Source organism: Nocardia sp. NPDC051787, assembly GCF_040681325.1.
Classification (GTDB): domain Bacteria; phylum Actinomycetota; class Actinomycetes; order Mycobacteriales; family Mycobacteriaceae; genus Nocardia.
The window spans coordinates 54,259-78,046 of sequence record NZ_JBFAYO010000028.1 but is presented as its reverse complement, the minus strand read 5'-3'; the positions used below and the strand labels follow the sequence as shown (position 1 = coordinate 78,046).

Here is a 23,788-nt window from a genome sequence, read left to right as displayed (position 1 = left end):
ACCATCGACGAGATCGCCTAGACCTTTCAGCATCGGCGCTATCGCTACGCCGGATGAGTCCGGTCCTCGAGATAATGGCGATATTCCACTCCGCGACACCGGCCGCGTTACAGTCACCGGCCTCGCCGGTACAGGTGAAGCCCCGCACGGGCACGAGGTTGGGGTCGGTGGTCAGCGTGCCACTACGGCGGGCAACCAACCATAGCCGGGAGCAGGTGCCGCAGGGCGCCGTGGAACGCCGAACGGGCCACCGGATCCGGTGGCCCGTTCGGCGTTCTCGTGCTGTGGCTCAGCGGTTGTCGTCCGCGTTGCCGGCCTTCCAGGCCGGCCACGGGATGTTCCAGTCGCCCAAGCCGTCTACGCCCGACAGCGTGCCGCCCACGGTGTTCTTCACGATCGTGATGTCACCGCGCTTGGCGTTCTGGTACACCCATTGCGCGTTCGCCGGGCTGAGGTTCAGACAGCCGTGGCTGACGTTGGAGTATCCCTGCTGTCCGACCGACCACGGCGCCGAGTGGAAGAAGATGCCGCTGTAGGACAGTCGCGTCGCGTAGTCCACCGGCGTCTTGTAGCCATCCGGCGAATTGACCGCCACGCCGTAGGTCGAGGAGTCCATGATGATCTTCTCGTGCCGGTCGGCCACGATGTAGATGCCGTTGTCGGTGGGCGTGCCGGCCTTGCCCATCGAGGTGGGCATGGTCCGGATCACCTGCCCGTTCTGCTCGACGGTCACCTGCTTGGTGTTGTCGTCGGCGGTGAAGATCACCGCGTCACCGATGGTGAAGAACGAGTGGATGTTGTCCTGGCCGTAGAGGCCGTCACCGAGATCACGCCCATAGACGTTCACGTCGATGGTGACCTTCGTCCCCGGCGCCCAGAAATGCTCCGGGCGCCAGCGCACCTCGCGGTTGTTCACCCAGTAGAACGCGCCCTCCACCGGCGGCTCGGTTGTGATCTTGATCGCGGCCTGCGCGGCCTTGCGGTCGGGGATGTTCTCGTCGAACTGAACGGCCACCGGCTGACCGATGCCGACCACCTCCCCTTCGCCCGGGACCAGATAGGGCTTGGTCTGGTTGTCCGGCGAGCTGGTGGTAAAGCTGAGCGTCGTGGAATTCGCGCCGCCGAGCCCGATCGCGTCAGCCTTCAACCGGTAGGTCTTGCCGTAGCCGAGTACCTCGGTGGTCTCCCAGGACCGTCCATCGGCGGCCAGCTTGCCGGTCACGGATTTGCCCTGCGGGCTGACCAAGTTCACGTTGGTGAGCTTGCCGTCCTCGACCTTGAACGTCATCGGCATACCCGGCGAGACCCCCACCTCGCCGTCCTTGACCGGAGAGAGCAGCTTGGGCTTGATCAACTCCGTGATGGGGTTGCGATCGATGGCCACCTGCGCGGCGCGCGAGGCGTCGGATGACGAGCACCCAGTCAACGCCAGTGCGGCGACGGCAACGACGATCACAGGTGCGGCGATCGTGCGTATCGACCACCGCGTGGCCGGTCTGCGCCGACCCTTACCAACGCTCATTTCAACCCCGTTTCAAGTCTCGGTGCTCCCGGAACGCACCGATGGCTTCGGATACCAACCACCACGCCGCTCACCTCGCCGTGTCGCGGCGGTCGGGACCACAATCGGACATTCTGCCAGCACGTCACGCCTGGGCCAATGTGAACACCGCGCCCGTCACTGCAGCGTTACAACCGATAGATCAACTCCGCGCACCCGGGCGTTACCAGCACGGCAGACCACACATCAGCGCCGGTCAGAGCACGATTTCACTTCTGGCACCTCGGCCTGTTAAGGTTTGTCCCGCAGCGGGGAAACGCTGCGCGCGCCATTAGCTCAATTGGCAGAGCAGCTGACTCTTAATCAGCGGGTTCGGGGTTCGAGTCCCTGATGGCGCACAGCACAGAAAGACCGTGCCCTTGCCAGTCGTCGGACGGCAAGGGCACGGTCTTTTCTTGTCCCCGGCGCCGGAAATCTCCGTGACCTTCGCGTGACCTGCGCTATTTCACAGAAACACCAGAGGTCTCAATTCAGACACCTCCACCCCTACGAGACCACTGAAATCCAGTTGAACGGCCGAAAACTTCTGTGAAGTAGACCACATCAGGTTTATCAGCGAACTCCCAGCTCAGATGACGATTCCTTGGCCTTGTCGTGAGCTTTCCAAGATCGTCGCCCCCGTTCATTCATAGTTCGTTCACCCTCCGTTAACCAAGCGTGACCATTCTGCAATCAGGTCACAAAGCGACCTGAAGTTTGGTCAGCCCGAGGAGTTGTAGACACCGATTCGGTAACGATCGCACGGATGGCAGCTGTCAGCCAACGCGATCGGCGGAGCGGATCCGGCAACGGACCCGCGATACCCATACTTCCGCCCGTCTCTTCGCATCCAGGATGCGGAGTCCCGCGCCACACCGCGCTCCAGGCCCCATCGAGGGCGAACCGGCGCCGCACGCACGAAGCGCGTCGCGTTCCGGGGACATAGCTCCCCCACAACCAAAGCACACAACAGCAGATGGCCGTTTCGGCGAACGTCCATGAGCGTCCGCCGCAGGATCCGTGCTGCCCGAACGCGGCCGGATCGAGAAAGTCCCCGATAAAGGAACCGATTCGCAATGCCTGACAGACGCCTTTCCGCCCTCCGTCGCCCCTCGCTTCGCGAAACCATCACCGTCGCCGTCGCCGCCGCGGGTGTCGTGGCCGTGGCAGCCTCCTCCGCGGCGTCCGTGGCCGACAACAGCGTCCCGTCTCGCATCGCCATGGTGGCCGCCGAGCAGCAGGCCGCCCCCGCTCCCGCGCCCGCCGCACCCGCGCCCGCCGCCGCACCGGTCGCTGAGGCGATCCCCGCGCCCCTGCCTGCTCCCGCCCCTGCCCCGGAGCCGGCCCCGGCGCCGATGCCCCCTCCGCCCGCGCCGGTGTACGCCAACAACCTGGACGGCTGGATCCGCCAGGCACTCGACATCATGGCGGCGAACAACATCCCGGGCAGCTACCACGGGATCCACCGCAACATCATTCGCGAGTCCTCCGGCAACCCGCAGGCCATCAACCTGTGGGATTCCAACGCCGCCGCGGGCATCCCGTCCAAGGGCCTGCTGCAGGTGATCGATCCGACCTTCCGGGCCTACCACGTCGAGGGCACCTCCTGGGACATCTGGGATCCGGTCGCCAACATCGTCGCCGCCTGCAACTACGCGGCGCACCGCTACGGCTCGATGGACAACGTCAACAGCGCGTACTGAGTCCGCCACCGCGCCGCGGCCTCCCCATCCGCCGATGGGGAGGCCGCGGCGCGTTCCGGCGGGTCCCGCTCGGTCGGCTGGGCGTACCTGCGCCTGCACTCCGGCCGCGCGTGGGCGAGGACGGACCACGTCCGTCAGCGCCCATTAAGGTCGATGCGTACCTCCGACCCATGGACACGCCATGACCGATTACGCACACAGCGAGGCGGCGGCCAAGAGCCGCGCCGAGAAAGCGCGACGGCTGGCGACCTACCTCTGGCAGCGCGGCATCTCCGGCGCCGAGGTGCTCGTGATGTCCGCAGCCGTGCGACGAAAGCTGGCCAGGGCCGCCGAGACCAATCCGCCGAGCACCGACGAGACCTGGGTGACGGTCGCGAAGCTGCTGGACGAAAAGGACGACTGGGCGGCCCGCCATCCGGAGCATCCCGCGGCACGGCGCGAGCACGCCGACGAGAAACTGCTCTGGGTCAAGCCGCCGATCACCCCGTGGTCCTGAGCGTCACCCAAAAGCATTCCGCCCCAAGACTTTCCACGTCTACTACAAGATTCCGTAGACTGGGCTTCATGCATCCGTCGCCACCGCCGTCGCGATGACCGAGCGCAAGCCGTCGAAGCTGACCTTCGAATCGTGGATCGAAAAGCAGATCCACGAGGCGGCCGAGCGCGGCGAATTCGACAACCTTCCCGGCACGGGCAAGCCGATTCCCGGCGCGGGTGCGGTCCACGACGAGGACTGGTGGTTGCGCGGGTACCTCCTGCGCCAGGGAGTCGACGGCAACGCCCTGCTGCCGCCCTCGCTGCTGCTGCGGCGCGATATCGAGCGCCTGCCCGAGACGGTGCGCGAGTTCGCCGCCGAGCGGCAGGTACGGGCGGCGGTGAGCGAGCTGAACAAACGCATCGTGGAGTGGCTGCGCCTGCCGCAGGGGCCGTTCGTGCCAATCGCGCCGGTGAACGCGGATGAAGTGGTCGCGCAATGGCGAACCGAGCGCGATGCGGCGCGCAAGCGTCGCGCGGCATCGTCGCGGGGGGCGTCGCAGGCGCGCGGCGACGAGGCCATCACCCACCCGCCCCGACGCCGCTGGTGGCGCCGATGGCTTGGCGGAACCCGCGCCGAGTAGCGCGGTCCCCTCCGACGCGATCAGGCGTCCAGTTCGGTCGCTTGCTTCACTTCGGCGACGACTTTCTCCGCGAGTGTGCGCAGCGCCCGCGCCTCCGCCGCCGTCATGGGCTCGACGAACACGCGGCGGACCAGATCCACGTGGTTCGGCGCGGCCCGCTCCAGCGCGGTACGCCCTTCCGGCGTGAGCTGCACGATGATGCCGCGGGCGTCCTCCTCGGCGGGCCGCCGCTCGACCAGCCCGCGGGCGTCCATCCTGGCCAGATGCTTGGACAACCGGCTCTTCTCCCAGCACACCTCGGTAGCCAGTTCCTTGGCGCGCAGACAGCCGCCCGGCGCCGCGGACAGCGCCACCATCAACTCGTAGTCCGCCAGGGACAGGCCATCCTCGGCCAGCCCGGCCGAAATCGCCCCGTCCAAACGCTGGCGCAGCCGCACATAGGCCTGCCAGGTCTCCTGCTCGTCGTCACTCAACCACCGGACCATGGGAATGAAGTGTAGTCACGGTTGGTTGACATGGACACCAACTCCCGAGGAGGTCCCCATGCCCGCCGTCACCGTTCCCGACATCATGGTCCTGCCGCGCCTCCCCCGACCCGACGTCACGCTGCGCGAGCGGCCGGTCCGCAGCGTGGTCACCGCCCACAAACAGCGCGAGGGCGCGGGATTCGAAGTGCGCAGGCCCTTCCCGAGCATGGATCTACGCGCGGCCGACCCGTTCATCCTGCTCGACCAGATGGGCCCGGTCGCCTACGAACCGCACGAGGCCAAGGGCGCGCCCTGGCATCCGCACCGCGGCTTCGAGACGGTGACCTACATGCTCGACGGCACCATGGTGCACCACGATTCGCACGGCGGAGGGGGCGTCATCGGCGAGGGCGACACCCAGTGGATGACCGCGGGCTCCGGCATCCTGCACGACGAGGTCCCGCCGGAGGAGATGGTCGCCTCCGGCGGCTGGTTCCACGGCATCCAGCTCTGGGTGAACCTGCCGCGCACACTGAAGTTCGCGACCCCGCGCTACCAGGATCTGCGTGCGGGCGAATTGACCCTGGTGAGCTCGCACGACGGCGGCGCGCTGGTCCGGCTCATCGCCGGTGCGGTCGGCGGATTCACCGGTCCCGGTTCGACATACACGCCGATCGCCTACGCGCACGCCTCGATCTCACCCGGCGGCCGGCTGGAAACGCCATGGCCGCAGGAGTTCACGGCGATGGCGTACGTGCTGTCCGGCAGTGGCACGGTCGGCGCCGAGCGCAGGCCGCTGAGCGAAGGACAACTGGCGGTCTTCGGCGGCGGGGACGCGATCACCGTGACATCCGATGCGCGCCAGGACAATCGGACGGGCACGCTGGAGGTTCTGCTGCTGGGTGGCCAGCCGATCAGGGAACCCGTGGTGCAGTACGGGCCGTTCGTGATGAACACCCGCGCGGAGATCATCGAGGCGATCGAGGACTACCAGGCCGGGCGGATGGGAAACATCCCGGCCGAGCACTCCGGCGGCGCCGCGCCGACGGCCTGACGTCCGCCGTCTTCGCGACCCCTAATGCCCTAGTTCCGTCCCCCTGCGGTTGACAAGAGAGCGAGCCGTCACAACAGTGGATGCGGCGTCCGGTCGGACGCCCCATCCACCGCAGCAGACAACAGAGGAATACATGAACGTTCGCCGGCTCACCGTCAGCGCGGCCGTCGCGGGAATGACCTTTCTCGCGGCACCGGCCGCCCTAGCCGCCCCTCCGACCGGTTCCTCCGGAACCGGCTCCTCGGCCGTCGACACCGGCTCCGCCGCGACCGGCTCGGCCAATATGTCGCAGAGCGGCTCGGCTGGTGGCGCCTTCGCCAACTGCGACGATGCCCGCGCCGCCGGACGGGCCCCGCTGTTCCGCGGCGAACCGGGCTTCGGCCCACACCTGGATCCCGACGGCGACGGCTTCGCCTGCCCGACGGTCTGAACCGACCGCGACAACGACGACACCCGGTGGGCATCGCCACACCGGGTGTCGTCGTTTTCAGCTCAGCGGAAGATCTCGCGCGGCGCGCTAGCGGAAGATCTTCAGCAGCACCACCCCGACGAACAGGGCGGCGGCGCCGATCAGGCTGTACTTCACCTTCGGCTCGTTCAGCTTCGCGACCACGATCTGCTTGGTGTCGTCCGCGATCCGGTGCGGATCCGCGCGTACCGCGAGTTCGTCGAGCGTGCTCGCCAGCCGAGTGCGGGCGGCCTCGATCTCCCGCTCGATCCGCTCGGTATCCCTTGCCACGTTCCACCCTCCTGTTGTCGATTGCCGCGCCTGGGGCACGAACCACGCCGCATGCTCGGCCGTTCATGGAGCGCCCAGGGCACGCGGACGAGTCTATCCGCCCCCACACCCCGCGATCGGGCCGCGCGAGGATGTCCTGTCCGAGCGTTCGGTTACCGTGCTGGAGGTGACCACCAACCAACGACTCTCCCCCGGCGACACCGCCCCCGACTTCACGCTGCCAGACGCCGACGGCAAAGACGTCTCGCTCGCCGACTACCGCGGCCGCAAGGTGATCGTGTACTTCTACCCCGCCGCCAGCACGCCGGGCTGCACCAAGCAAGCCTGCGATTTCCGCGACAACCTGGCGGAACTGAATGGCGCGGGCATCGACGTCGTGGGCATCTCGCCGGACAAACCGGCCAAGCTGGCCAAGTTTCGCGACGCCGAAGGGCTGACCTTCCCGCTGCTGTCGGATCCCGAGCGCGCCGTGCTCACCGCATGGGGCGCATACGGCGAGAAGACCATGTACGGCAAGACGGTCGTCGGCGTCATCCGGTCCACTTTCCTGGTGGACGAGCAGGGCAAGATCGCCGCGGCGCAGTACAACGTCCGCGCCACCGGCCACGTCGCCAAGCTACGGCGCGACCTGTCGGTCTAGCTCGCCACGACGCAGCGAAAAGCCCGGTGCCACAAGGGGGGCCGGGCCGAGACCGGGTTACTGCCGAGCCGCATGTGCGGCTGACCACAAATCTGTTCGCTCCGCTTTCCCAGCCCGTCGGGTGCGAGTCTTACGAGCACCGTTCGCGGCCCGGCTCGCGTCCGAGTGGGCGAAGCGCATGCGACGCAGTCGCGAGTCTCGCCCGCTCGGACGCGAGCCATAAGGGGGCCGCGAACACGCCGCGCCGGAGGCGCGGCCAGACAACACAGCCGCGAACACCCCGCGCCGCAGGCGCTGGAAATCAGACAGAGCCAGAGCAAATCAGATAGAGCCGGGCATCACCTGCTGCGCGGCCCATTGCGCCATCAAGCGGAGATGCTCGTCCCACCAGTCCGCCGCCTCCGGGGTGAACGCGGCGGGCGGCGGAGCCTCACCGGGGAACAGCAGCGCCTCGTTGGGCGCGCCCACCTTGCTATGGGACGGGACGCCGGTGCCCGGCATCAGCGGCTCCTCGGCGTCCGGCTCCACGTGGCCGACGGATTCGGCGACCGACAGCGGCAACGGGTCGTTTTCCGCAGCAGCGCCCCACTCGCCCGAGAGCTGCGATCCGGGCGCGGCACCGGTGGTCGAGCCGTACGGACCGGAGGAAGCTCCATCCGCCTCGGTACCGCGCGTCCGATCCGGTCCCGCGGCCTCACCAGCACCGGCTCCGTCGCGCTGAGCGTCCGCGACCACGGTCGGCATCGGGCGCGAGAAACCATTGAGCACGTAACCGCCGCCGACGACCATCCCGCTCGCCAGCACACCGGCCGCCGCGAACAACGCCACCCCGCCACGCGTCCGGTGCGGTTCCTCGACCGGCTCGGTGTAGCTGTCGGATTCCATTCGCGCGCTCAACGCGGCACCCGCCGCGCATGCGAAAGCGGCCATGGTGCACGGGATCACCGGCGCACCGAAGTCCTCGACAGCGGCCGACACCGCCGGTTCCGCGGCGGCCGAGCCGATCAATGCCACCGCGTCGGGCCTGGTCGCCGCCGCCTCCAGCTGATCCCAGGCCGCCGCCACAGCACCGCCGAGCGACTGCGGCGTCGTCCGGCCCGCCCGCCCCACCGCGGCGAGCACCCGGCGGCGCCCGCGATCGACCAGGGTGAACGCCTGGTATCCGGGGACGACCTCGAAGATCAGCAGATTGTCGAAGCTATCGAGCCAGGTCATCATGCCCGCCATGCTCAGGTGGGCCGACTTCGCCGAGACCATGGAAGCGCTGTGCCATGGACCGGTCGCCAGCCGGGTCACGATGGCACGCCGCTCCGCGGCGTCCCGGTAGGTGACCGCCACGCCCCCGATCTCCCGATCCGAGCCGAGCGCCGCGGCCAGAGCGTTCAACACCGCCTCGACGGCCGCCGCCACGTCCGCGTTGCCGTCGCCATCGGTCCGTCCCACCCGGCGCAGCAGCACGCGGTCCACGAGCTTGTCGCCGTCGGCGAGCGCCACCGCGTGCACGGCACCTCGTTCGGTGGATACGCCGAGAGTCACCACAGATTCAGCCACCACTGATCACGCCTCCCTCTAGGCATTGACCGAGCTCACTAGCTTGCCGAAAGCCATGAGCCGCATGGATTCCCCTGCTCGGGGCACAGGTCGCCAGCCACGCGCGCCCGGTGTGTGTTCGGCGCCACATCACCGCGCGGATGGGTGTGGAAAATCAACCGGACTGAACTCGAACAGCGGACGTGCGTGTCGCCGAGGTGCCCGTACCGTTAGCCTGGATGCGTGGAAGTACGCGCGGAGGCCAGGTCGAAGCACCGTCTGGACCCTGCGTTGGAGCTGCAGGACGACCCACAGGAGCTCATGCCGCGACGCCGGCCGACGCAGGAACGCAGCAAACGCAAGTTCGACGCCTTACTCCAGGCATCAAGAGAACTACTCGTCGAGGTCGGGTTCGAGTCGTTCACCTGTGAAGAGGTGGCGGCCAGGGCCGAGGTGCCGATCGGCACGCTGTATCAGTTCTTCGCCAACAAGTACGTCATCGTCTGCGAGCTGAATCGGCAAGACTTGGTGGCCGTTTCCCAAGAGCTGGCCGACTTCCACGGCGAGATCCCGTCACTGGACTGGCTGCGGCACATGAACCAGTTCGTCGACCATCTGGCCAACCTGTGGATGACCGACCCGTCCCGGCGAGAAGTGTGGCTTGCCATGCAGTCCACGCCGTCCACTCGGGCCACCGGCGCGATCCACGAGAAGCAGTTCGCCGAGGTCGTGTCGCAAATGCTGCGTCCGCTCACCCCGCGCACTCCGCGGCCGCGGCGCACCATGATGGCCGAAGTGCTGGTGCACGTGGTGTATTCGATGCTGAACTTCTCGGTCCAGGATGAACAGAGCAGCGCGGAGGCGGTCGCCGAACTCAAGCGGCTGATGGTCGCCTATCTTCTCGTCGCGGAGAAGGAATCGCGCACCGGCGGCACGAAGTAAGGGGTGGTCCCGGTGCGGACCGGGACCACCGTACGACTCAGCCGGCGCTGTCGCGGCCTTCGATGAGATCGGCCAGCTCGCCCGGGTCTTCCAGCACGACCATCGCCGCCGCGGTGTCGCCGTCGTGCGTCAACGACAGGTGCACCCTTACCCGGGGCAGGAATTCGGCGGCCAGGCCGTGCAGCTTGATGCTCGGCCTGCCCCACGCGTCGTTGACCACCTCGATCAGCGGATACGGGTTGTCCCCGATCTGCGGGCGGCGGGCGAACCGCGACGACGCCCAAGCTTTGAGCACCGCCTCCTTGGCTGCCCACCGCGCCGCGTAACTGCGCGCAGGGTCGGTTCCTTTGCTCTGGCAGTAGCGCCGCTCGCCCGCGGTGAAACTCTCCCGGAGCATGGTGGTTCCGGCGCGTTCGAGCTGTTCGGCGAACTCGGAGATGGTCACCAAGTCCAAGCCGATACCGAGGATCGTCATAGCCGCGCAGCCTACGACGTAGTCGAGGACGCCGTGCGGGAACCCGGCGCGGCGGGTTGCCCCGCCGCGCTTTCGGTTACGCGCATCCGAGCCCCTTCGCCCGGTATGCCCCGTCCTCGGCCAAACGCGCGTCCGGCGAGAGCAGCACCTCCGCCTCCAGTTGCCGAATCCGCTTGGCGGGCGTGCCCTCCCCGCCGAGGCGGCGATCCGCGGGCCGCTCGTACAGCGGCGCGCCGCCACACATGGCCTCGACGAACCGCTGCCGGCCGGACAGCTGCCGCTCCTGCGCCCTGCGCTGGTACTCCTCGCGCTTGCCCGGCTCGATGGCCTGGATGAACGCCTGCGGGTGCACCACCGCGAGCAGGCCCGACACGTGCCCGAAGCCGAGCGAGGTCACCAGACCAGCCTTGAGCGGCAGCCGGTCGCCGAAGCGCAACGGCTCGCGCACCCACACCAGGTGCGGATACTCACGCATCTTGTCGTCGACGCAGTCCAGGCTCCGATTCGGCGGTACCACACCGCTTTCCAGCACCTGGCACAGACCGATCAGCTGGAACGCGGCCGCACCGCCCTTGGCATGGCCGGTCAGGCTCTTCTGCGAGACGACGAACAGCGGAGCGCCGTCCGACCGCCCGATCGCGGCGGCCAGGCGTTCGTGCAGCTCGGACTCGTTCGGGTCATTGGCCGCGGTCGAGGTGTCGTGCTTGGAGATCACCGCGATGTCGTCGGGCCGCACACCGAGTTTGCGCAGGTCCGCGACGAATCGCGACTCCCGGCCCCCTCGGCCCGCGCCCAGGGCGCCAAGGCCCGGCGCCGGAATCGAGGTGTGCACACCGTCGGCGAACGACTGGGCATAGGCCACCACGCCGAGCACCGGCAAACCGAGCTCGAGGGCGATATCCCCGCGGGCCAGCAGCACGGTGCCGCCGCCCTGCGATTCCACGAACCCGCCGCGGCGGCGGTCGTTGGCGCGGGAGAAGTACCGGTCGCTGATGCCCTTGGCGCTCATGGCCGCCGAGTCCGCGGTGGCCGACATGTCACCGAAGCCGACGATGCCCTCGATGCCGAGGTCGTCGTAGCCGCCCGCGACCACCAGCTCCGCCTTGCCGAGCCGGATCTTGTCCACGCCCTCCTCGACCGACACCGCGGCGGTGGCGCAGGCCGCCACCGGGTGCACCATCGCGCCGTAGCTGCCGACGTAGGACTGCACCACGTGCGCCAGCGCGACGTTCGGCAGCGCCTCCTGCAGGATGTCGTTCGGCCGCGGCTCACCCAGCAGGTTGTCGATGTAGAGCGAGCGCATCGAGGACATGCCGCCCATGCCGGTGCCCTGCGTGTTGGCCACCAGCGAGGGATGCACCCAGCTCATCAGCTCGGCGGGACTGAAACCGGAGCTGACGAACGCGTCCACCGTGCACGCGACGTTCCACAGCGCCACCCGGTCCACCGAGGCGGCCATATCGGCCGAGATGCCCCAGATGGTCGGGTCCCAGCCGGTCGGGATCTGGCCACCGACGGTGCGCGACAGCTTGGCCCGGCGCGGCACGCGGATCTCCGTGCCCGCCTTGCGCGTCACCGTCCAGTCGCCGGAATCGGGGACCGGTGTGATCACCGTGTGCTCCGGGTCGGCGGCGTGGAAGGCGCGGGCCTCGGCCTCGCCGCCCACCGTGAACGACAGGTCCTGGTCGAGGAAGACCGAGGTCATCAGCGGAGCCGAGCCGTCGGTCATCGCGCCGTCGTCTTCGTAGCGGCGCACACCGCAGCGGGCTACCACCGCGTCGTGGTAGCGCTCGGTCAGCTCGTGCTCCGGCACGTAGTCGCCGGAGGCGGTATCGTACCAGCCGGGCTTGGGGTCGTTCTCCCAGGTGACCATGCCGGTGGTCCAGGCCAGTTCCAGCACGCCCGCCGCGGACAGTTCGTCGGAGACCTCCATCTCGAAGCGGGTGCGCGCCGAGCCGTAGGGGCCGAGTTCGCCCGCGCCCACGATGACCACCATGTCGGCCGGGTCCGCGGTCACCTCACCCCACTCGGGCACCGGCAGCGCCGAGGACATGGTCGGCGGCGCGGGCAGTGCCGCGATGGTCTTCTCCGCGTCGGCGGCGGCCTCGGGCTCCGCAAGCTCGGCGGCCTGCTTGGCCAGCGCGGGCAGGTCCAGCTTGGCCCTGGCCAATCCGCCGGTCAGGTCGATCTGCTGCGGACCGGCCGCGGTCACCTGCCTCGCCCGAGAGGTGCACCACTTGAGCAGCTCGTCGGCCATCTCGGTGGTGGACCAGGTCTGCACGCCCGCCTTCTCGACCGCGGCGACCATCGGGTCGTTGTGACCCATCAGGCCGGTGCCACGCACCCAGCCGATCAGCGCGTGCACCAGCGTGACCCGGGCCGACCAAGACTTCTCGGCGCGCCACTTGGCGACCACCGCGTCCAGTGCCGCCTTCGACTCACCGTAGGCGCCGTCACCGCCGAACATGCCGCGGTTGGGCGAACCGGGCAGCACCACATGCAGTTTCGCGTCCACGTCGTGGTCGGCGCCCAGCTTGGACAGCCCGCCGATCAGCCGCTCGACCGACCACAGCAGCACCCGCATCTCCAGTTCCGCGCGTGCACCAGCGTCGGCGAGGTCACCGGCCACCCGCGGCGCCGCGAACGGCAGCAGCAGGGTCGGCGTCATTGCGTCTTTGACCTTGACCTTCGCGCCGCCGGCGTTGTCCACCTGCTCGGTGCCGACCCAGTCGATCAGCGCGTCGATGTCCTGGTAGGACGCCATATTCGCGGGCACGACCCACAGCGCCGCACCGTGCCGGGCGTTGTCCCGGTACAGCTTCCGGTAGAAGCCGAGACGCTCGTCGTTCAGCGTGGACGTGGTGACCACCACCGTGGCGCCACCGCCGAGCAGCCTGCCCGTCACGGCCGCGGCGATGGATCCCTTGCTCGCGCCGGTGATCACGGCGATGTCCGAGGACCAGGGCCCGGGTTCTTCGACGCTGCGCGCCGCTTCGGCGATGCGCTCGTACAGCCCGGCGAGCACCGAACGAGCCTCGTGCATCGCGCGGCTGCGCCACCAGTCCGCCTGCATGGCAACGGCTTCGCCCGCCCCGAGGAAACCGGTGACCGGCCCGTTCGCGCTTCCGGCGTCGTCGGCAAGCCAGAGCCTGGCCAGATCCTCCCGCGCCGTGGCCCACCGGTCGTCCAGCAGCACCGCCTTGCGCGCGTCGAACACCGGCGCGACCAAACGCGGCCAGTCCGAACCCAACTCGGCCGAGACCAGGTCGACGAGCGAGTCGTCCGCAGCCTCCGGCGCGGAGACGCGCTCGGACAGTCCGAGCTGCTCGAGCACCACGCGGGCGGCCGTGGCCAGCACGCCGTCGCGGCCGGTGATCTGCTCGGTGAACTCGCCGAGCGCGGCCGCGTCGACGGTCCCGCCGCCACCTCCGCCGGCGGCGGGCAGCGACACCGCGACACCGCGGCGGGCCGCGACGGCCTGCACGGCGGCGTCGATGGCCGCGTCGACCGAAGCGGCGTCGCTCAGCGGTCCGGAGACCAGCCCGCCGAGATCGCCGCCACGCACGCTGGTGCCCTCTCTGGTGCCGAGCGACACTTCGGCGGTCACGTGGCTGGCCCAGCCCTCGCCGAGTTCCCAGACCTTCTTCACCCGCTCGGCGATGGCGGCCGGACGCTTGCCGGACGGGCCGAGCACCTTGCGCAGATGGTCACCGATCGCATCGATAAGGACGGACCCGAAGGGGCGGTAGGTGCGGGCCAGCCGCTCCACGGTCGCGGAGAGCGCGCCCATGTCGGCGTCGGCCGCGCCGTCGATCGCGCCGAGCGAGAGCTCGGAACCGAGGTCGACGAGCAGCTGGTTACGCCGGGAGGACACGCCGTCGCACAGGCCCTCGATGGTGTCCACCGGACCGATCTGGTCCAGCCGCAGCTTCGTCCACAGCGCGATCAGCACGCGGGTGGCGTCGGCGGCGGTGAACGCGATGTCGTCCGGACGCGGGCCCGCCGAACTCGGGGCGGGCGCGGCGACCGGAGCCGCGGCGACGGCGGGTGCCGGGGCCGCGGCGGCCGTGGGCTCGTCGACCGGCTCGTCGACCGGCGCGGGTTCGGTATCGGTGGCGTACACGATCGCGGCTTCGCGCTCGATGTTGAGCACCTCGACCTTGGCACTGCCGAACGCGGGCAGCTTCAACGTCTGACTCGCCAGGTTGGCCACCGTCGGTGTCGCGCCGAGGCCGATCTCCACGAACCGCTCCACGCCGAGGCCGCCCTGCGCGGCCTCGGTGAACAGCAGGTCCTGGGTCTCGATCCAGCGCACCGGGCTGGCGAACTGCCAGGCCAGCAGCTCGACCAGCACGACGCGGCACAGGTCGGCCGGGCGGGCTGCCCAGCTGTCGAAGTCGGCCAGCACCGCGGCCAGCGGCTCCGACGGCACCAGATCGGCGATCTCTTGGATGAACGCACGCTCCAGCGAGAACGGCTTCGGCACCAGGTTCGGGATGTAGCGGCCGAGCAGGATCTCCGGGTGCAGATCCGCGGGCAGCAGCTGCTCGAGCTTCTGCCGGAACTCCGGAACGCCCTTGCGCAGCACGGTGGAGTGGAACGGCACATCGATGCCGGGTACCAGGATGAACGCCCGCTTGCCGCCGAATTCCGCACGGCGCCGGTCGATCTCCTTCTCCAGCGCGTCCAGCCCGGCCACCGTGCCCGCGATGGCGTACTGCGAGCCGCGCAGGTTCAGGTTGACCACTTCGAGGAACTCGCCGACCCGCTCGCCGACGCCGTTGACGAAGTCGACCACGTCCTCGTCGGCCAGCCCGATCTGGGAGGGCCGGATCGCGGCCATCCGGTAGTCGCTGCGGCCCTGCGCGTCCCGCGGCACCAGCTCGTGCATCGCCGAGCCGCGCTGGAACACGACCTCGAGCACCGCCTCCAGCGGCAGCACGCCCGCGACGGCCGCGAGTGCGTTGTACTCGCCGACCGAGTGGCCCGCGAAGATCGCGCCCTCCACGAACGCACCGGCTTCGCGCAGCTCCGCCACCTGGGCGACACCGAGGGTCGCCATGGCGACCTGAGTGAACTGGGTCAGGTGCAGCACGCCGTCGGGGTGCCGGTGCTCGACGCCGCGCGCTTTCAGGTAGGTCGGGTTGTCCCGGACCACGGCCAGGATCGAGAAGCCGAGCGCGGCACGGGTGTGCTTGTCGGCGCGCTCCCAGATCTCTTTTGCGGCCTTGGACCGGGCGCGGGCGTCCAGCCCCATCCCCTTGCGCTGGATGCCCTGGCCCGGGAAGGCGTAGACGGTCTTCGGCGCGGCGGTGCGACCGGTCGCGGTCATCACCAGCTCGCCGCCGGTCCGGCAGGAGACCTCGACGATCTCGCTGCCCGCGTCGACCGCGACGCGCTCCACGCGCACATCGATCTCCGCGCCGGGGCGGACCATACCGAGGAATCGGGTGGTCCACGCGGTCAGCGTCCGCGGGGGGACCGCAGCGGCCGGATCAATCGCCGACACGGCGTGCTGCGCGGCGGCCGACAGCCACATGCCGTGCACGATCGGGCTGCCGAGCCCGGCCAGCTTCGCGGCGGCGTCGCTGGTGTGGATCGGGTTGTGGTCGCCGGAAACGGAGGCGAAGGCGTGCATGGTGCGCGGCGCCACGATGGTGACGTCGCGACGACGCCTGCGCGGGGTGTCGGTGGCCGCGTCGGACAGCGTGCCCGCCGCGCGCGGCGGATCGGCGAGTTCGCCGATGCCGTTGCGTCCGCGGATCGCGAATCGTTCGGTGAGCGTGGCCAGCACCGGCATGGACATCCCGGTCTCGGGCTTGTCCAGCATGGCGGTGATCCGCACGGTGACCTCGACGACGCGGCCGAGGTCGGTGTCGAGTGTCTCCCCGGCCTCCGCCCGTACCGCCAGCACGCTGGTCTCCGCAGGCATCTCGCCGGCGAGATGGATCTGGTGGTCCAGGTGGACCAGGTCGAGCATGCCCTCGATGACGCTCTCGTCCTTCGCCGTGCGTGCGGCGCCCAGTACCGCGAACACGGCGGGCCAGCAGGCGCCGACCAGCACGTCGGGCACGGTTCGGCCGAGCGTGCTCAGGGTGGCGGGCAGGCCGGAGCCGGTCACTCCGGCGTGGTCGGCGATGAGATCCGGCGTCCAGGCCAGGTTCACGTGCGCGACCTTGCCCTTGACCTCCGGCAGCGCCTGCCCGGCCGCGACGGCCAGCAGCGCGGACATGGCCTCGTCCGCGTCGGCCTCGGTGACGACCGGTGCGCCGCCGTTGTAGACGGTGGTGGGCACCGTGATCCGGATGCGCACCGCGTTGTCCGCCAGCAACGGAACGCTCAGTTCCAGGTACGAGTGCTCCGGCTCGGGTCCGGTGGTCTCGACGAGCGTCGCGCCGCTGGTCGGATGCACCGCGCCCTTCCCGTCGACGACCCATTCGGACAGCTCGCCGAGCCGGTGCACCGGGCTGATGGTGGTGCGCCCGGCCCACTGGACGTCCGGCGCGGCCAGGACGGCGTCGATCGGGCCGGTGGTGATGCCCGCGGTGCGGCGCGCGTCCACCGGGGTGGGCGCCACACCCGCACGCACCAGCGAGTACGCGGTGTCCTGCTCGAAGCGGTCGAGCAGCTCGCCGACCGGCTCGTCGACCCGGGTGATGCCCGCGACCGAGACGGTGCCCGGGATGACACACACCTGATCGGCCGAGTAGCGCGGGTCATGCGCCTGCCACAGCGAATCCGAACGCCACCAGCGGCGCACGTCGGCGTCGACGATGGGGACAAAGTTGACCGGTTTGCCCGGGGTCTTGCACAAGGACACGAAGAACGGCACGTCAGCCGGGTGCAGCAGGGTCTGGGCCGCGGCGGGGTACCGGTCTTTCAGCATGCACAGCGCGGCAACCGGGTCTTCGAAATCCTCGTCGCTTCCGTACAGCGTGGGGATCTCGCCGCGGTCGGCCGGGTGCAGGCGGGATTCGGTGCGGCGCATCATCTCCGCGAACCGGTCGCGCCAGGTGATGTCCAGCCAGACCGAGCGGGTGGCTTCGGCGATGGCATCGCCGAGGTCGCTGCCGCAGTCGAAATCCTTGCGGTGGTCCAGGCCGACCGCGAGCTCGACGTAGCGCTCCAGCCACTCCTGGTAGGTCATGGCCGCCAAGTCGCCGAAATACGGCTTGGCTGTCGCGTTCAGCGCCGCGATGATCTCGTCCCTGCGCGCGGCGACCGCGTCGGCGTCACCGGCGACCTCGTCGAGCAGGCGGCCGGTGCGCGAGGCGGCGTTGTCGATCTCGTGGATGTCGGCGCCCAATTGGCTACGGCCCGAGGCCATTCCACCGGACGCGGTGCCCGCGCCGACCCAATCCGGCGTGCCGGGGGTGTCCACCAGCAGTTGCTTGACTTCCGGCGCGGTGGTGGCCTCCAGCGTCGCCATGGCGGCGGTGCCGACCAGCACGCCGTCCAGCGGCATGACGGGGTAGCCGTGCTGCACTGCCCATTCACCGGTGAGGTACTCGGTCGCGCGTTCGGGGGTCCCGATGCCGCCGCCGACGCACACCACGACGTTGGCGCGGTTGCGCAGTTCGGCATAGGTGGCCAGCAGCAGGTCGTCCAAGTCCTCCCAGGAGTGATGGCCGCCGGCCTTGCCGCCCTCGATGTGCATGATCACCGGGTAGTCCGGCACCTCGTCGGCGATGCGCAGCACCGCGCGGATCTGCGCGACGGTGCCCGGCTTGAACGCGACGTGCGCGATGCCGACCTCGGTGAGCTCCTGGATGAGCGCGACGGCTTCCTCCAGCTCCGGAATGCCCGCGGTCACGATGACGCCGTCGAACGGAGCGCCCGCCGCGCGGGAGTGCTGCACCAGTCGCTTGCCGCCCAGCTGCAGCTTCCACAGGTAAGGGTCCAGGAACAGCGAGTTGAACTGCACCGCGCGACCCGGGTGCAGCAGTTTCTTCAGCTCGGCCACCCGGTCGGCGAAGATCTGCTCGGTCACCTGACCGCCGCCGGCCAGTTCCGCCCAGTGGCCGGCGTTGGCCGCGGCGGCGACGATCTTCGCGTCGACGGTGGTGGGTGTCATGCCCGCGAGAAGGATCGGCGAGCGGCCGGTCAGCTTGGTGAACGCGGTCTCGACGACGATGCGCCCGTTGGGCAGCCGCACCGGTCGCGGCGCGAAGGCCGACCACGGTTGCGCCGGTTCCGGCGCCGCACCCGGGGTGAGCAGGCTGCGCTGCCCGGCGCGAGTGGCGGCGGCGACCATGCCGACGTCGGCGCCCTTCAGCGTGCCGGAGGTGATACGGGACAGCAGATCGCCCGGACCCAGGTCCAGAATCCATTGCGCCCCAGCCGAAATAACTCCTTCGACGATGTCGACCCAATCGATCGGGTCCACCAGGATCTGTCTTGCCAGCCCGCCCGCCAGCTCGGCGTCCAGGCCGCACTGGGTGGCCCAGCTGCTCACCAGGTCGACGGTGTCGGCCAGGGCGGGATGGTGGAACGCGACGTCGACGGCCACGTCCTCGAAGACCGGGGCAAACACCGAGCCACCGCGCACCTTTGCGTCTCGCTCGCGCGCATGCTCGTCGTGGATCTGCGCACACCGCTGGCGCACTCGCTCCAGTTGCGCGGGCGGGCCGGACAGCACCGCGCGACGGCGTCCGTTGCGGATCGAGACCACCACGGCAGCGGCCGGGTCGAGCCCTTCGCACACCTGGGCCACCACACCGCGCAGCCGCTCGGGATCGACGTTCGACACCGCGACCATCGGCGACCGATCGCCCACCGGCATCAACCCGCGCCGCCGTGCGACCAAACCCGCTGCGGCGCCGATCATCTGGGCGATCGCCAGCAGCTCCGCGTCACGCGTGCCGCCCGCCTCGACCGCGGCCGCCGCCAGCAGCCCCTGCGAGTGCCCGACGATCGCGGCCGGCGCGTGCTCGGCCGCGTCCAGGCCCTGCAGCCGCAGTGCCCGCACAGCCGCCACCTGGGTCAGCAGCACACCCGGCATGGACACCGCGGCCGAGCGCAGCACCTGCTCGGACGGGGCCGCGGAGGTTTCGCCCTCCTCGGTGTCGGCGAGCTCGTTCTCCAGCATCCAGCCGATCGGGTCGAAGCCCACCGGCCGCACCACCAGCAACTGCGCGGCAACCGGCTCGAGCAGCGTGGCCGCCTCGTTGACCAGTGCGGTCAGCTCCGGCTCCAGCGCGCTGTCGCGCCCGATCTCCTCCAGTTCGTTCAGCCACTGCGCACCCTGCCCACCGAAGGCGAGCGCATACGGCACGCCACCGAGCAGACGATCCAACAGCGGCGACCGCGCCCCGCCCGGCGCGGCCTTCCCGGCGGCCTCGACCGCCTTCGTGCTCCGTCCGGCCCCGGTCTTGGTGCTCTCGTTGATCGTCAAGGCGCTTCGACTTCCTTTTCCATGCGACATGCCTCGGCGACACGCCGGTCCCTCTCGGTACACGGGTGATCGCGGGCGATCGGCCTGATACGGGCGAGGATGGCACAAAATCATGAGGAAATCCTCACGTTTGTTCCCCGGCGTGGCCATTACTTAGGAGTATTTGGGTACGTTCGTACCAGAATGGCCAGAAACATGACCCCGCCTCATGTTTGAACCCCCTGGTACATGGGTTACCAACACGTAGGAAACATGAGCGCCCCTCATGTTGACAGTTTCCAAATCGTTATAATCCCAGGTAAGGTTACTGGCGAGTACGCCACGCCCACCCAATGCTTCGCTATGGCCGAAATGCCCGGTAGAGTTTGGACGGTCGTACCATCAAGCGCGAGTGGCGAAATTGGCAGACGCGCCAGATTTAGGTTCTGGTGTCCACGGACGTAGGGGTTCAAGTCCCCTCTCGCGCACCAAAGGTGGTGAATGCACCCCCTCCGACCGAAAAGGTGTTCGAGTACTACTTGAACACCGTCTGGGTGGGAGTGTCGAGAGTCGCCGAGGGCGGCCGAGTCACCGACAAGCCGTTGCTGGACCTGCTGGGCTGGACGGCGACAACTCGCCTCGCAGTGGAGTACCGGGAGCCAGGAGTGCTGGTGGCTCGCCCGGACACCGCCGGTGCGGTGCGGGTCTCTCCGTCGGGATATTTCCGGGTGCCGTTCCGGTTGCGGCGGCCGGTGTTCCTCTCGATCGGCGACCGGGTGCTGTTGTTGGGCCGTCGCGGCGTGGACTCGCTGCTGATCTGTCCACCTACCGCGCTGGCGCAGTTCTTCGCCGAGCGGTTGGCCGGGTTGCAGGGGCAATACCGGTGAGCGCTGCTGGAGACAGCAGGGCAGGCGAGAACGGGGCCGAGGCTCTGGCTGCTGCGCGGGTGGTGCTGGCGCAGATGGGCATCTCCCCCGCAGATCTCGCCGCGGCCGATCCAGGTGCCGACGTTCGCCGAGGTGATCCCGCAGGTGCGCGCTACCCTCACTCCGGGCACGCTGCGTACCTACAACACTCACTTCGCTCGCCTGTTGGTCCGGTGGCCCGATCGCCGGCTCGACGAGCCGAGCGTGGCCGAACTGTAAGCCTTCACGCCGCCGAACGCGGCAGCCCGCCCGAAGGGCAGTTGCTGCGCTACCGCAATGGCCGACCGATCACCTCCCGCCGCCTGGACCACCTCTCTGGAAGCGGCTCGGCCAGGAACTGCCGTGGGTCGCCACGCAGGGCATCAGCACACACTGGGTGCGGCACACCACGCTGACCTGGGTCGAGCGCACGTTCTCCTACGCGGTAGCCCGCGCCTACGCCGGCCATGACGGCAAAGCCAAATGGTGTCACCGCCAGCTACGTGAAAGCCGACATCACTGAAGTGGCCGCCGCGGTCGCGGTGCTGACCGGTGAACCCCATCCACTGGCTGCCCACCCTGGAACCAGTGCACCAACTCGGTGGTCGCCTACCCCGTAACCCGCAGAAGGGAATTGCTCTGTGCCCACCGCCAACACGACCGTTACCGAATCGACCGCGATCACCGAGGAGCAGTCACCTCATAATCAGGCCACAGGCCACACCGGTGCACACGGTCCGCGTGCGCACGGCTTCTTCTGGTCGGTACTCATCGCCGCCGCGGCGGTCAGTATCACCGGAATCCGCCGCCTGTGGACAACCACCCCCTACAGAAAGTGCTAGCCGGCTCCCGGGCCTTCCTGGTGCAAGGATGTGCACCGAGACCTCAGAGTCCTGCGGAGCTGCCGGACGCTGGGATCGATCAGTCGGGTGGAGGGTGGTCGGCCATGGCACAGCAGCCTTTCGGCATTCGGTACGAGCCGGATCGAAGTGATCTGTCCTGGGCGTCGGGCCGGGTTCCGGCACCGCTCTCCGAAGACGGGGCATCGATCGGCTGGGAAGACATACCCGAAAGCGACTTCCTCGCCTACCGGTTCCGGGCGGATGTCGACCTGACCATCGGCGGTCACGACTTCTCGACCGTGTGGGCCCCCGTTATGGACTTCGCCCTGGCATGGCAATACCTGCCCGCGGCGCTGAAAAGCGAAGACCGGGTCGAAACCTGTATGACGGTGGAACCCCTCGTCTATTGCGTGCAGACCGCCGGTGCCGACGTGACGATCTCATCGAACCGCCACCCGGGCCAAGTGTCGCTGTCGCGCGAACAGTTCGGCGTGATGGTGGATCAGATCGTCGATTCGGCCTTCGATCTCCTCTACGACCGGCACCCCGCACTTCTGCGGAATCGCTACCTGGTCGATCTGCGCCAGCGCATCGGACTCGCACCTGCCTTCGAATGAACTGGTATTCCTGCCCCGGGGTCGCCGGAAGACGACTACTCCCCCTGCCGGTTTCCGCAACGCCATAGATGTCGCAGACATCGCGGATAGCTCACCGGGCTGCGAACCGTCGAAACCCCCTCGAGGGACATACCGGCCATGACTGACCGCGGCGGCTTGCGGCTTGCCAGTTCGGTCGCCATGGTGCGGATGGCGTCGAGCTGACCGAACAGCCCTTTGCGCTCCACGGCCGTGGCGACGAGTGAGCGACGTTCACCGAGGATCGGGAGCTACTGATCGGCCATCGTTCCCACAACCGGCTGCATCCGCCGGGTGAAGCGCCAGGAACCATGATGTGTCCTGGCGCTCCACAACCGTTGCGTACGTGTTCGGAACCCGCCGATCGAGACCGTCTTACCTGGGCGCCGGAGTGAACGGCTGATTGATCGTGGTGAAGTATTGGGCCAGGGCGGCGATGGCGACCGGGGCCGTGACGAACAGTTGGCCGGCGAGGGTGCCGAGTGCGCCCACCGCGATGATGCCGCCCAGGCAGCCGACGGCGGCGGCGGGAATGAACGGCCCGAACATGCCGACGATGGTCGCGGCGGCGACGGTGGCGCCGGCGATACCGCCGAGTACACAGCCGACGATGCCGCCGCCGATACCGCCGACCGTGGTGCCGATCGCGGCCCCGGTTGCGATGGTGTCCTTCAATCGAGTGAAGGCGGCGACTTCACGTTCGTACGGCGTTCGCCACAGCGCCTGGTCTTCGAAAGGAAGCGCGACCGGCTGGTACACCGCGTGCTCGAGGTCGAATCGTGGTGTCAGCGTGGCGGTTCGGCCCTGAATGTCGGCGGCGATGGGGAAGACGAAATCGTCGACACGAAATTCCAGCGGGGTGCCCGCGAGTACGGTGCCGTTGGCTGCTTTGACTTCGAAGACCCCGTTTTCGACCTCCATCGAACCCGAGTCGATGTCGACGACCATGCGCTCCTCGGAAGTGGTAGCGGTGTAATTCACGATTCCGCTGTCGGCAGCCTGCGGAGCGGCGCCTGCGGTTCCGGCGGTAATGCCGGTAAACGCCACGGCCAGCGTCGATATTGTCGCGAGCGCGCGGCTCAGATTGGCATCCATGGTGAAACCTCCTGCGGCAGTCGTGATCTCGAAGTCGGTCAGCACCATCGCAGGATGTGGCTGAAGGCAGCCTGAAGTCCCCTGAAATCCGTTTCAGGAACGGTCGCCAGCGACTCGCCGGGCGGATCAGTGGACGAGCTGATCGGCCCAGGAAGACGGCAGGGCATCGGTCGAGATGTCGGCGATCTCTTGTAACCGGTTCGGCGGAATCCCCAAGCGGCTCAGTTGGATCAGGCCTTGTGCGACCACCACGATGTTGGCGCTCAGAGCTGACAGTGCGGCTTCGTCGACATCGCCCGCGCGGTGCATGGCGGGACGCAGCCATTCGGCGACACTCTGTTCCATCGCCGTGGTGGTGCGGGTGCCGATGGCGGCCACTTCGGGAATGCGGGTGCCGAGGTGGGCGATACTGTTGATCATCAGGCAGCCACGCCGGTCCGGATGGGCGGCGCAGTCGTCGATGATCGCCTGGAACAAGGCACCTACCGCGGAACGCGCCGAGCCGGAGGCCGACCCGATGGCCTCGTGGACGAGGCGAGTACGCCTCTCGCAGTAGCGTTCGAACGCCGCGAGAAAAAGGCCGCGCTTGCTGCCGTAGGCAGCGTAGATGCTGCCGTTCCCGACGCCGGTCGCGAGCGAGACATCTTCTACCGATGTGCTGTCGAAACCCTTCGACCAGAACAGCTCGGCCGCGGCGTCGAGCAAGTCCGATTCGTCGAACCGTCGCGGC

Annotated in this window: 18 protein-coding genes and 2 tRNA genes; 12 read left to right on the top strand and 8 right to left on the bottom strand. The window is 68.8% G+C overall.

Annotation, left to right across the window (positions count from 1 at the left end; genetic code table 11):
* Positions 1–289: 289 nt before the first annotated feature.
* Entirely contained in the window at positions 290–1,522 is a 1,233-nt protein-coding gene (locus AB0M45_RS26015; RefSeq protein ID WP_364334395.1) for an Ig-like domain-containing protein, read from the bottom strand.
* A 304-nt stretch (positions 1,523–1,826) separates the two neighbouring features.
* Here AB0M45_RS26015 and AB0M45_RS26010 point away from each other — a divergent pair.
* The 4 genes from AB0M45_RS26010 to AB0M45_RS25995 all read left to right on the top strand — a co-directional run bounded on the left by AB0M45_RS26010 (position 1,827) and on the right by AB0M45_RS25995 (position 4,361).
* A tRNA-Lys gene (locus AB0M45_RS26010) sits at positions 1,827–1,899 on the top strand.
* 717 nt (positions 1,900–2,616) lie between these two features.
* On the top strand, positions 2,617–3,243 hold the full coding sequence (locus AB0M45_RS26005) for a transglycosylase SLT domain-containing protein (protein WP_364334392.1): 627 nt from the start codon (positions 2,617–2,619) through the stop codon (positions 3,241–3,243).
* Between the two features lie 181 nt (positions 3,244–3,424).
* A complete protein-coding gene (locus AB0M45_RS26000; protein WP_364334389.1) occupies positions 3,425–3,739 on the top strand; it encodes a hypothetical protein in 315 nt (104 codons plus the stop codon).
* Between the two features lie 94 nt (positions 3,740–3,833).
* Positions 3,834–4,361 (top strand): DUF1992 domain-containing protein, encoded by a 528-nt coding sequence (locus tag AB0M45_RS25995; protein ID WP_364334386.1) that lies wholly within the window; start codon positions 3,834–3,836, stop codon positions 4,359–4,361.
* A 20-nt stretch (positions 4,362–4,381) separates the two neighbouring features.
* On the opposite strand, the gene AB0M45_RS25990 is transcribed toward AB0M45_RS25995, so the two are convergent.
* Entirely contained in the window at positions 4,382–4,834 is a 453-nt protein-coding gene (locus AB0M45_RS25990) for a MarR family winged helix-turn-helix transcriptional regulator (protein WP_364334383.1), read from the bottom strand.
* 70 nt (positions 4,835–4,904) lie between these two features.
* Here AB0M45_RS25990 and AB0M45_RS25985 point away from each other — a divergent pair, with 70 nt between their 5' ends.
* Positions 4,905–5,882 carry a pirin family protein gene (locus AB0M45_RS25985; RefSeq protein WP_364334380.1) on the top strand — a complete coding sequence of 326 codons (978 nt, stop codon included), beginning with the start codon at positions 4,905–4,907 and terminating at the stop codon, positions 5,880–5,882.
* A gap of 133 nt (positions 5,883–6,015) precedes the next feature.
* Positions 6,016–6,312: an excalibur calcium-binding domain-containing protein gene (locus AB0M45_RS25980; RefSeq protein WP_364334377.1), complete on the top strand. Its 297-nt coding sequence runs from the start codon at positions 6,016–6,018 to the stop codon at positions 6,310–6,312.
* A gap of 87 nt (positions 6,313–6,399) precedes the next feature.
* Here AB0M45_RS25980 and AB0M45_RS25975 read toward each other — a convergent pair whose 3' ends face one another.
* Complete coding sequence (locus AB0M45_RS25975) at positions 6,400–6,621, bottom strand: DUF3618 domain-containing protein (RefSeq protein WP_364334374.1); 222 nt, start codon at positions 6,619–6,621, stop codon at positions 6,400–6,402.
* 166 nt (positions 6,622–6,787) lie between these two features.
* Between AB0M45_RS25975 and bcp the strand changes: the two genes are divergently transcribed.
* Complete coding sequence (gene bcp / locus AB0M45_RS25970) at positions 6,788–7,261, top strand: thioredoxin-dependent thiol peroxidase (RefSeq protein ID WP_364334371.1); 474 nt, start codon at positions 6,788–6,790, stop codon at positions 7,259–7,261.
* Positions 7,262–7,582: 321 nt separating this feature from the next.
* On the opposite strand, the gene AB0M45_RS25965 is transcribed toward bcp, so the two are convergent.
* Positions 7,583–8,815: a hypothetical protein gene (locus AB0M45_RS25965; RefSeq protein WP_364334368.1), complete on the bottom strand. Its 1,233-nt coding sequence runs from the start codon at positions 8,813–8,815 to the stop codon at positions 7,583–7,585.
* A 297-nt stretch (positions 8,816–9,112) separates the two neighbouring features.
* Here AB0M45_RS25965 and AB0M45_RS25960 point away from each other — a divergent pair, with 297 nt between their 5' ends.
* A complete protein-coding gene (locus AB0M45_RS25960; protein WP_364334487.1) occupies positions 9,113–9,733 on the top strand; it encodes a TetR/AcrR family transcriptional regulator in 621 nt (206 codons plus the stop codon).
* A 37-nt stretch (positions 9,734–9,770) separates the two neighbouring features.
* Here the strand turns inward: AB0M45_RS25960 and AB0M45_RS25955 are convergent, their stop codons facing one another.
* Positions 9,771–10,208, bottom strand: coding sequence for a holo-ACP synthase (locus AB0M45_RS25955; protein WP_043721202.1), 438 nt, complete (start codon positions 10,206–10,208; stop codon positions 9,771–9,773).
* A gap of 76 nt (positions 10,209–10,284) precedes the next feature.
* Complete coding sequence (locus AB0M45_RS25950) at positions 10,285–19,602, bottom strand: fatty acid synthase subunit beta domain-containing protein (RefSeq protein ID WP_364334364.1); 9,318 nt, start codon at positions 19,600–19,602, stop codon at positions 10,285–10,287.
* Between the two features lie 385 nt (positions 19,603–19,987).
* Between AB0M45_RS25950 and AB0M45_RS25945 the strand changes: the two genes are divergently transcribed.
* The 4 genes from AB0M45_RS25945 (at position 19,988) to AB0M45_RS25930 (ending at position 21,945) form a co-directional block, all read left to right on the top strand.
* A tRNA-Leu gene (locus AB0M45_RS25945) sits at positions 19,988–20,072 on the top strand.
* A 6-nt stretch (positions 20,073–20,078) separates the two neighbouring features.
* Positions 20,079–20,468, top strand: a complete 390-nt coding sequence (locus AB0M45_RS25940) for a hypothetical protein (RefSeq protein ID WP_364334361.1) — start codon at positions 20,079–20,081, stop codon at positions 20,466–20,468.
* A 114-nt stretch (positions 20,469–20,582) separates the two neighbouring features.
* Positions 20,583–20,726, top strand: a complete 144-nt coding sequence (locus AB0M45_RS25935) for a hypothetical protein (RefSeq protein ID WP_364334358.1) — start codon at positions 20,583–20,585, stop codon at positions 20,724–20,726.
* 706 nt (positions 20,727–21,432) lie between these two features.
* Complete coding sequence (locus tag AB0M45_RS25930) at positions 21,433–21,945, top strand: hypothetical protein (protein ID WP_364334355.1); 513 nt, start codon at positions 21,433–21,435, stop codon at positions 21,943–21,945.
* Between the two features lie 393 nt (positions 21,946–22,338).
* Here the strand turns inward: AB0M45_RS25930 and AB0M45_RS25925 are convergent, their stop codons facing one another.
* Both AB0M45_RS25925 and AB0M45_RS25920 read right to left on the bottom strand, forming a co-directional pair.
* The gene (locus AB0M45_RS25925; RefSeq protein ID WP_364334352.1) at positions 22,339–23,058 is read right to left on the bottom strand and encodes a hypothetical protein; all 720 of its coding nucleotides are present in this window, start codon (positions 23,056–23,058) and stop codon (positions 22,339–22,341) included.
* Between the two features lie 126 nt (positions 23,059–23,184).
* A complete protein-coding gene (locus tag AB0M45_RS25920; RefSeq protein ID WP_364334349.1) occupies positions 23,185–23,763 on the bottom strand; it encodes a TetR/AcrR family transcriptional regulator in 579 nt (192 codons plus the stop codon).
* Between the last annotated feature and the right edge of the window lie 25 nt (positions 23,764–23,788).

Coding starts and splice junctions, on each gene's coding strand:
- AB0M45_RS26000 (WP_364334389.1), top strand. CDS start 3,425: ATGACCGATTACGCACACAGCGAGGCGGCGGCCAAGAGCCGCGCCGAG.
- AB0M45_RS25995 (WP_364334386.1), top strand. CDS start 3,834: ATGACCGAGCGCAAGCCGTCGAAGCTGACCTTCGAATCGTGGATCGAA.
- AB0M45_RS25930 (WP_364334355.1), top strand. CDS start 21,433: ATGGCACAGCAGCCTTTCGGCATTCGGTACGAGCCGGATCGAAGTGAT.
- AB0M45_RS25960 (WP_364334487.1), top strand. CDS start 9,113: ATGCCGCGACGCCGGCCGACGCAGGAACGCAGCAAACGCAAGTTCGAC.
- AB0M45_RS25925 (WP_364334352.1), bottom strand. CDS start 23,058: ATGGATGCCAATCTGAGCCGCGCGCTCGCGACAATATCGACGCTGGCC.
- AB0M45_RS26015 (WP_364334395.1), bottom strand. CDS start 1,522: ATGAGCGTTGGTAAGGGTCGGCGCAGACCGGCCACGCGGTGGTCGATA.
- AB0M45_RS25980 (WP_364334377.1), top strand. CDS start 6,016: ATGAACGTTCGCCGGCTCACCGTCAGCGCGGCCGTCGCGGGAATGACC.
- AB0M45_RS25985 (WP_364334380.1), top strand. CDS start 4,905: ATGCCCGCCGTCACCGTTCCCGACATCATGGTCCTGCCGCGCCTCCCC.
- AB0M45_RS26005 (WP_364334392.1), top strand. CDS start 2,617: ATGCCTGACAGACGCCTTTCCGCCCTCCGTCGCCCCTCGCTTCGCGAA.
- AB0M45_RS25955 (WP_043721202.1), bottom strand. CDS start 10,208: ATGACGATCCTCGGTATCGGCTTGGACTTGGTGACCATCTCCGAGTTC.